This is a genomic window from Heyndrickxia acidiproducens DSM 23148 (genome assembly GCF_000374345.1).
Lineage (GTDB): Bacteria > Bacillota > Bacilli > Bacillales > Bacillaceae_C > Weizmannia > Weizmannia acidiproducens.
Genome location: NZ_KB894048.1, coordinates 1 through 8754 on the forward strand (window position 1 = coordinate 1; position 8754 = coordinate 8754).

The 8754-nt window shown below is 40.8% G+C and carries 9 protein-coding genes; 3 read left to right on the forward strand and 6 right to left on the reverse strand.

All coding sequences use genetic code 11. The annotated features are described in order from the left end of the window. On the forward strand, nucleotides 1-243 hold a 243-nt coding region (locus C232_RS0117455), incomplete at its 5' end, for a transposase (protein WP_018665400.1). Between the two features lie 192 nt (nucleotides 244-435). Further along, nucleotides 436-1896: a PTS transporter subunit IIC gene (locus C232_RS0117460; RefSeq protein ID WP_018665401.1), complete on the forward strand. Its 1461-nt coding sequence runs from the start codon at nucleotides 436-438 to the stop codon at nucleotides 1894-1896. A gap of 354 nt (nucleotides 1897-2250) precedes the next feature. Here C232_RS0117460 and C232_RS0117465 read toward each other — a convergent pair whose 3' ends face one another. Beyond that, nucleotides 2251-3357, reverse strand: coding sequence for a PRK06851 family protein (locus C232_RS0117465; RefSeq protein WP_018665402.1), 1107 nt, complete (start codon nucleotides 3355-3357; stop codon nucleotides 2251-2253). Between the two features lie 212 nt (nucleotides 3358-3569). Then, complete coding sequence (locus C232_RS0117470; protein ID WP_018665403.1) at nucleotides 3570-4226, reverse strand: HAD family hydrolase; 657 nt, start codon at nucleotides 4224-4226, stop codon at nucleotides 3570-3572. A gap of 400 nt (nucleotides 4227-4626) precedes the next feature. Here C232_RS0117470 and deoC point away from each other — a divergent pair, with 400 nt between their 5' ends. Beyond that, nucleotides 4627-5337 (forward strand): deoxyribose-phosphate aldolase, encoded by a 711-nt coding sequence (gene deoC / locus C232_RS0117475; protein WP_018665404.1) that lies wholly within the window; start codon nucleotides 4627-4629, stop codon nucleotides 5335-5337. A gap of 56 nt (nucleotides 5338-5393) precedes the next feature. Here deoC and C232_RS0117480 read toward each other — a convergent pair whose 3' ends face one another. The 4 genes from C232_RS0117480 to C232_RS20330 all read right to left on the reverse strand — a co-directional run bounded on the left by C232_RS0117480 (nucleotide 5394) and on the right by C232_RS20330 (nucleotide 8663). After that, complete coding sequence (locus tag C232_RS0117480) at nucleotides 5394-6134, reverse strand: GntR family transcriptional regulator (RefSeq protein ID WP_018665405.1); 741 nt, start codon at nucleotides 6132-6134, stop codon at nucleotides 5394-5396. A gap of 219 nt (nucleotides 6135-6353) precedes the next feature. Next, nucleotides 6354-6863 carry a hypothetical protein gene (locus tag C232_RS0117485; protein ID WP_018665406.1) on the reverse strand — a complete coding sequence of 170 codons (510 nt, stop codon included), beginning with the start codon at nucleotides 6861-6863 and terminating at the stop codon, nucleotides 6354-6356. Nucleotides 6864-6877: 14 nt separating this feature from the next. Further along, a complete protein-coding gene (locus tag C232_RS20325) occupies nucleotides 6878-8335 on the reverse strand; it encodes a T7SS effector LXG polymorphic toxin (protein WP_268869214.1) in 1458 nt (485 codons plus the stop codon). Nucleotides 8336-8474: 139 nt separating this feature from the next. Further along, complete coding sequence (locus tag C232_RS20330; RefSeq protein WP_040400276.1) at nucleotides 8475-8663, reverse strand: T7SS effector LXG polymorphic toxin; 189 nt, start codon at nucleotides 8661-8663, stop codon at nucleotides 8475-8477. Nucleotides 8664-8754: the final 91 nt, after the last annotated feature.

Genomic DNA, 8754 nt, shown 5'->3' on the forward strand with positions numbered 1-8754 from the left:
CTGAGAACGACAAACGGCATGGAACGACTCAATGAAGAATTTCGCCGTCGGGAACAGGTTATCCGTATTTTTCCTAACCGGGATTCCGTAATCCGGCTAATGGGTTCTGTTCTCATGGAAAAGGATGAAAAATGGGCAGAAGGACGCCGCTATTTGAAGATGGAAGACTATTTTGAATGGAAAGCCAAACAACCGAAATCATCTGACCAATCCAACAAAGCGACAGACATTTATTCGGGTTAATTACTCTATCCCGACTGAGAGGAATTTACACACAAAAAAAGACTTGACCAACCGAGAATCTTCTATATAGGGACTTTTTTAAATAAAATAGTTTTTGAAAACGGTTGAAAAATAGTTTTTCAAGTGCTATATTATAGACAATCCTTTTTGCTTTGTTACGTAACCGGTTACGAAGCTAAAGGAGGGAAAATCATGTTTGTATTAGATAAATTGGACGAAGGCTTTCGCTTTTTTATTCATTTAGGCGCTCCAGCCATGATGTTCTTTATCATTACGATTTTGTCATTGTGCGTCGGCGTATCAATTTCCAAATCAATTGAAGGCGGCATTCGGATGGCAATCGCGCTCACCGGGATGAGTGCGATCATTTCCTTGTTAACAAGCGCATTCGGCCCTGCCCTGCAAAGTTTTGTTCATGCTACCGGCGTTTCACTCGGCATCACAGACCTGGGCTGGGCACCGCTCGCTGTTATTACTTGGGGATCAATGTATACGCTTTATTTTGCGTTTATTTGTTTGGTTTGCAATTTTATTCTTTTAATTACATCCGTTACCAGTACACTCAATGTAGATTTGTTTAACGTTTGGAATATTTCTATTATTGGGCTGCTCATTCTGCATTATTCAGGCAACAATATTATTTTAACCACCCTGTTTGTTGCATTTATTTACGCACTGATGCTTATCAATGCAGATATTATGAAACCAACGATTAATGATTTGCTCGGTTATGATAAAGAAAATATTACAACAACGGCACACCCTGAGCTCCTTGTCGCCCCGATTGCCATGATTTTCAATAAAATAATCGACAAATGCCTGCCATTTATTGACAAGTTTGATTTTAACGCCGAAACGCTCAATAACAAAATTGGATTTTGGGGAAGTAAATTTGCGATCGGCGCATATCTTGGTGTTTTCATCGGGCTGTTGGGACAACAATCCCTGAAAGAAACATTTACACTTGCCTTTATCGCCGGGGTTTCACTTGAATTATTCGCATTCGTCGGCGGCTGGTTTGCACCTGCAATCGATCCGCTGTCACAAGGTATAACCAAAATGATGAGCAAACGGCTGCGCGGCAGAAAATTATTCATTGCGATTGACTGGCCGATTTTGGCACCAAGAGCGGAAGTCTGGGCAGTAGCAAATATTCTTGCTCCCATTCTTCTGATTGAAGCGATGTTTTTACCAGGTAACCACGTGCTCCCGCTTGGCGGTATTTTATTGACCGTTTTAACCCCTGCATTGTTGATTGTCACACGGGGGAGAGTTATCCGGATGACACTGATTGGCACAGTGATGATCCCGCTATTCCTGTGGGCAGCAACTTTGATTGCTAAATTCCTGACTTCTGCATCTATTGCCATGAACAGTTTTCCTGCAGGCCTTGCAAAAGGAGCACTTTTCTCGTCCGTTGACTCGAATCCGATTGAAAAAATGCTTGCCGTTCTTATCGGAAGGGCTGCAGACACCCTGGATATCAAACTAATCGGATTATCACTTTTGGCACTGGCTGGATACGTTTTAGTATTTGTATGGTACTGCAAGCAAATGGGCAAACGTAATGCCGCCCTCACAACCAAACAACAAGAGGATACTGAGAGCGGCAAAAAAAATCGTGCCATCAAAAAAGTTCTAAAAGCAGAATAACGGATTTCCGTTAGATTTTTGGTACTTCCTGGCACTGCTCACTGGTATATCGGTAAAATCAGCTTTCTGAATGAGCTCGCCCTCCAGATATCAAGAGTTTCGAGGGGGCGGGCGGCTTTTGTATCAAAATCATGCAGCTGCTCAAGCATTTTGTTTGCTTTTTTCTAGCTTTCTGAATATAGAATAGCTTTTCCTCCATATCCAGATGTCCAAACATTTAAAAGCGGACAGGTGATCATTCAACCTTTAGAGTTTAATGCCCACCTTCCATAAAACGGCAATAATTATTTGAGTTTTTTATAAAAATAATGAAGACATAAGGGATGCCACCTTTCTCAGTGGCACCCCATTTTTTCACGATTGGTGTTGCGTGCTTTCAGCTTCCTGTATTTGTTTGTTTATCTTTATATATAATTGATCGACTTTCGTGAAGTCCATTGCCTCCCGATAATAGAGTTCAAGTTGGTCGTTTAGCATTTTTGCCTGTTGCAGCCAGGCAATTCCTTCTTTCATTTTGTCTTTGTACCGCTTGTGGGCCGCTTGGATTTCGTTTGCGTATTTTTCATCCGTACCAGGTTCCACCACTGCGGCATAAGTATCTATCACTTCATCCCCTCTTCGTTCAGAGAAATATTCATGCGGATCGGTGCTGTCAAAAATACAAAAATCGAGTTCCCTGACGATGACCATATCCAGACTGTTAGGATCAAAACCGCAATGATAAACCTCTGTTGAAAAACCTTTTTCAAGGGCATGGGCGGCGATTTTTTTCAATATCGTTGATTTCCCGGTACCTGCCCTTCCTTTTACAAAAAAGCGTTTCGTCAGCCCTTCTGTAAGGTTTGGAATAAAATCAACCGCCCCATTTGGTGTGGCAGCACCGAGAAAACGGTGGTGCTCCGTTGCGCTTCCTTTCCCAACTGTCTCGCCAAATAACCGGACGATCAGGTGCTGCGTCAGCCGATCCGCTTTTTCAAAATCCATTTCTTTCAAATAGATGGCCTCCAAATCGTCATGGTGGCGCAAACTTTCCTGGAATGCTTGAAAGGCAGATTGGTATGCATCCCCTGCGCGGTGATACAACTCCAAAATTTCCTTTTTATGTTTTCCCAGTACCGAAGCATCCAAAGCTTCCCCAAGATTTTCAACCGATTCAATCACACCTGGTACTTTCGGTTCCACTACATGTGGCGCACTCCCGTCCACAACCCCTGTTTTTAGTGCTGGAATGATAAAACCATCAAGCGAATCAGGATCAGACGGACAATGAATCAGTTCTAGATCATAGCCTTTCCGTTGCCATTCTTCCGCCAGCCTTTTCATGATAAAAGACTTTCCCGTCCCCGGGCCGCCTTTAAAAATAAATACACAATCCAATCCTTGCAAATTCGATTCAAAAAAATGATAAAACCCTTTACCGGTATTGCCACCCGCAAAATAATGCAAAATTTCCCCAGACATGTCCCGCCACTCCTCTGCTTGGCTTAGATTAACGGTACTCCACATTAGCCTATGCGCCCAACAAAAAATTTGTGATTAATCCGACTGATGCCAGCTTTGTCTTTAAAAACCGGATATATTTTTATATGGTAATAAAATCTTATTATTCAAAGGAGTGGCTCTTCTATTCTACAAAAATTGACATATTTCAGGTTGTGCCAGGCACCCGGTATCTAGCTTTCAATGACATCAATTACTTGACTTAAATCCGAAACAATTTTATAGGCATGCTTTTTTATTTCTTCATTTGGTTCAATTAAATCAGGAACAATAATGCAATTAATGCTCGCCCCAGTTGCTGCCCTTAAGCCATTTAGGGAATCCTCTAAAACAAGTGAGGAGCCCGGCACTTCATTTGCCCGCTGACATGCGCCCAGAAAAATATCGGGATACGGCTTTCCCCGTTTTACTTCACTGCCGCTCATATAAAAGTCAAAACGGTCTGTTAATCCTGCCATAGATAAATTATTTTGAATCGTCTCGCGGCTGCTGGAAGAGGCGATACATTTTTTTATTCCCTTATTGTCCAGAAAATCCAATATGTCTTTTGCGCCTTTCTTAACTTGCAGTCCTTCTTCACGAAGTATTTGTGAAAACAATTGATAATAGTCTTCCAGAATGAGTTCCATTGAGAAATCCTTGCCGTATAAACTTTTCATAACATCATCACACTCACGGTCATCCACACCGATAAACCGCTTATAATTTTCTAACGGGAAATCGCAACCCCATTTTTTCTCCATTACCTGCTTCATTGCCGAATAGTAAAGCCGCTCCGTATCAAACAGCAGCCCATCCATATCAAAGATTACAAGTTTTACATCTTTCAATTATCATTGTCCCCTTTCTTGTCCTCTTATCCTAACAGTATATGTAAAAAACAAACATTTATTCAAACAAATGCTTTTAAGGCAGCCGGTTGTTTGTTTTTTTCAACAAAGCCGAATTAACATTAACGTTTTGTATCTGTCATCAGACTCCATTTTTTCCTGAAAAACTGGTTAATTCCACTTTTATCATCTAAGGTTCCGGTTTTGCTTATTTATTCTTACTCACATTAAAATTGCTTACATATAAGAAATTATTTTAATATGTAATCAATAATTTACATCTCCTTGAAATCGTTGTCAACATTGTTATATCCCTTTTTTAAATTAATATAGCTTGCTTGATTGAATTTATAGTAGTATAGATTTATATTATATGTAATAACATATGGGAGGAAATGCCATGACAACCTATTCATTGGATGATTTATGCAGGCTGGTAGACCATACGAATCTTAAGCCTTATGCAACGAGGGAAGATATGCAAAAACTATGCGAGGAAGCAAAAGCTTATCATTTTAAAATGGTTGCAATTAACCAGACGCAGACCAAATTATGCGCCGGGATCCTAAAAGGCACGGATATTCACGTCGGAGCGGCGATTAGTTTTCCGCTTGGGCAAACTTCAATCGCATCAAAGGTATTTGAAACAAAAGACGCGATTGCAAATGGTGCGGATGAGATTGATTACGTGATCAACATTACCGACTTAAAAGCGAAAAACTATGATTATATTAAAGAGGAAATGGAACAAATTATATCAATTTGCCGCGAAAACGGTGTGTTATCCAAAGTCATTTTCGAGAATTGTTATTTAACGAAAAAAGAAATTGCGAAACTGGCAGAGATTGCAAAAGAAGTGAAACCTGATTTTATTAAGACTTCAACAGGTTTTGGTTCAGGAGGGGCAACCGCAGAAGATGTAAAATTAATGAAAAGTATTGTCGGCTCTGAAGTGAAAGTAAAAGCAGCCGGCGGAATTCGGGATGCCGGCACCTTCATCAGCATGATCGAAAACGGCGCAGAACGTATTGGATGCAGTGCAGGGGTTAAAATCATCGAATCCATAAAAAACCGGCTTGAACAGGAAGGAAAAGACAGTATTGAAATTTAACCAGTAAGCCGCCTGCAAATAAAATTGCAGGCGGCTTTGGTTCTTGGTGCAGAAGTTTAGAAGCCTGTATTTACATTTTTTACATTGTTCACTTCAAATATAAAGGAATTCAAGTCTCCCCGGTACTTTGAAATGGAATATTCAATCGGAATGTGATCCCCGGTGTAACCAATTGTATGAAAATAAAAGACGGGGTCATTGATGACAATATCCAACAAATCGCTTGTTGTTTCGTCCGCTTTAATCACATCCAATTTTCTTTTGACTGCGTTCACCTGCAGCCCTCTTTCCGCCAGCACGCCGTACAAACGCTGTTTTGTAAAATCATGTTCCAGAAAGTCGGGCAAACAATGCTGGGGCAGGTAAGTTGTAACGAGGACAATAGGGTCTTCCCCCGCATATCTTAACCGCACAAGTTTATATACTTTATCCCCTGCTTGAATATCAAGATTTCCGGCAATTTCTTCCGTTGCTGTGTCTATTTTGAAAGTCAGTACACGGGTTTTTGGCAGCAGCCCTTTTCGGCTCATTTCCGAATCATAACTTTCGATAATATGGGTAAATTCCTGGCTGATTTTTCTTTTTCTGACAATCGTACCTTTTCTTTTTTTCCTTTCGAGATATCCTTCATTCACCAGGCTTTGGATGGCCTGGCGCACTGTTGGCCTGCTGACTTGGTACACTTCTGCTAAATCGACTTCTTTCGGAATTAACTCATTTTCCTTATAGAAGCCGGAATTGATTTTTTCCAATAAATCTTCTTCAATTTGTTTATGCATCGGTTTGTGCCCATTCATGGCATGTCACCGCCTTTCCATCCATATATATGTAAATACATTTTTGCTATGTTCTATACATAATATAATAGACTTCGGCGGTGTTTTCAATTTTTTGCTTTAATTTTTACTGATATTTGCAGATGCATGGGCTTTTATAACCTCGATGAACCTCCAAGGCGACCATACTGAGTATTTTGCAGGGCTTTGCATATTTAGGATGATGACAGGCAACCCCAATTATTTCAATGCATCTTCTATTATTTTCTTTTCATGTTCTTCTACATCATTTACTATAATTCCACAAATCGTTTCATTGGTATCTATAGCAAATCCCACATTATCGTTTTGTACAATTGACACAATTTCGTTTTCCGAAAACGATATAAATATTTTATCAATCCCTATAAAAACGTTTAGTTGACCCTTTTCATCTAAATACGTTTCATTATTTAATTCGTCTACCTTAAAAATCGGTATCCCTTTATTCAAAGTTATACTTTTCATATTAAAATTAAAGTTCCCTGTTTTGTATACATTCTCACACAAAGTTAGTGTAATAGAACGAATATTACCTGTATATTTTCCTATTCCAATTTCAATTAAAGATTTCTTAAAATCACCAGTTCTCCAATATATTGTTGGTTCTTTTGATATATTCCATGTACCAAATTCAATATTAATTGGTGTATAAACATCATACTCAATATTTGTAGACTGTCCTTCCTTATATCCTATTACTTTTAACATAAACATGTCTCCTTCTAAGGTCTATATACAGCGTGCTTTATGACTGGTAGTAATCCTTCTCCGCGTGTTTTACTAAATATTAGTTCCCAATTACCTGTATTCATAATTTCATCATACTTAACGCCTTCTTTAACTGCATCTTTAACAGAGCTTTGGAAACTGGATAATAAAGTTTGACTATTTATTGGCATACCATGTGTTGTTGCTTCCCTTGTTATATACTCGACCATGTGTTTTGTTCCATTTGGGTGTACCCAGAACTTTTCACCATCTACTACTAATTCGAATGATTTTGGTATTTTTGTACCTTCATAAAGCGGTTGGGTGATTCTTATGTTTTCCCATACTGTGCCATCACCTATGTCTTTACCAGCATCCTTGTTCCCCGTCCATCTTTCTTCTGCCGCCTTCTGAATCCTAACACCCAGGTTATCCATCACATTATACGGAATCTTCGTTGGACCAGCGCCGGCAGCTTCAAGTGCAGGCGTAACCCCGGTATTGACCCTCAGCTTCCCGGCTTTTTCAGCCAGTCTCCCGGCATTCATCGCTTTTCCGGCAGTGCTAATTTTACTTATGCCTTTGTCCCCAAGAGCAGAGAGTCCGATAAAAACGAAAGCATAGGTGAAGAATGCTGTCCGGCTTTTGGCATCTCCGTTGATGACGTCCCGTTCAAAAGCATTTTTGACTGCCATCCCCATATACTTTGCCATATCAATCGTTCGGGATGCCGTGCTTTTCAAAGTTTCTTCCGGGGAAGAGATGAGCTGATTCGCGTATTTTGCGCCATTATAACCCATTGAGATATAGGTTCTTGGATCGAGGAGTGTTTCCAGGCCTTCGATCGTGTCACCGACTGCTTTTCCGGAGCCTTCATAAATGCCGTTCCAAATATCCTTATAAAGCGGATCATCCTGATTTTCTGAACCCGGTATGGCCTCTTTTGGGATTTCGTTCACCCGTTCATAATAAAGTTGCTTGCTGCCGGGCTTCCAGTATTCCATCACAATGGCTCCGTCTTTATACATATGGAACTTGACGGACAAATATCTGCCAAAGTCCTTGCCGTTCACTGTTTGGACCGGTTTTACACCGGCTTTCTGAATGAGCTCGCCCTCCAGACTCCGGTAGGCTCCCGTTGTGACAAACTGTTTCGGGTTGTAGGTCGAAATGTCAAGTGAGCCGTCACCAGCCATCAATTCCATCTGCCGGACAAACCGCTCCATGGTGTCCATGTCTTTTTCAAGGGAATCTAGTGTACTGGCAGCCTTTGAGTCAAAGTCATGCAAATGCTCAAGTGTTTTGTTCGCCTTTTTTCTAGCCTTCTGAATATAGTATAGCTTTTCCTCCACATCCAGTTTTGGAAGAGAGATGAGCTCTGAAACTCTTCGCATTGCGGCATTGGCATCTTCCAGCAAGTATCCAACGGTATTCTCCAGTTTTTTCAGCGCGGAAATGACACCGTCCTGGATAAAGTGAAACTTCTATCAGTGGGGGTTTTCTTTCATCCCCCGCTGATGGTTAGTTGAACCAATCGGAACTTTACGGGCAGTTGATCTCCCACCTATCTTTTTCGTACCTTGAATCTTGAGGTGGGAGTCTTACTGCCCGTTAAGTTGGGACAAAAGCTTCCTGAATATAACCGTTCGGGTCCGGTTCAAAGGATGACAAATCTTTGAGAATTTTGTTCAGCTGCTCGTTGTATTCGGATAAAAACGACTGCAAGTACAAAAGAAACGGTTGGTGGAAATCCCGGAAATACCCACGCATGGCATTGCCGGCCTTGCCTTTTAAACGCATCTTCCATGTTCACAAACGCATCAATTGCCTGCTGGAGGTCCGCGATTTGATCAGATTTCTCCTTTAAAGCACTTTGCGTATCCGTGACAAC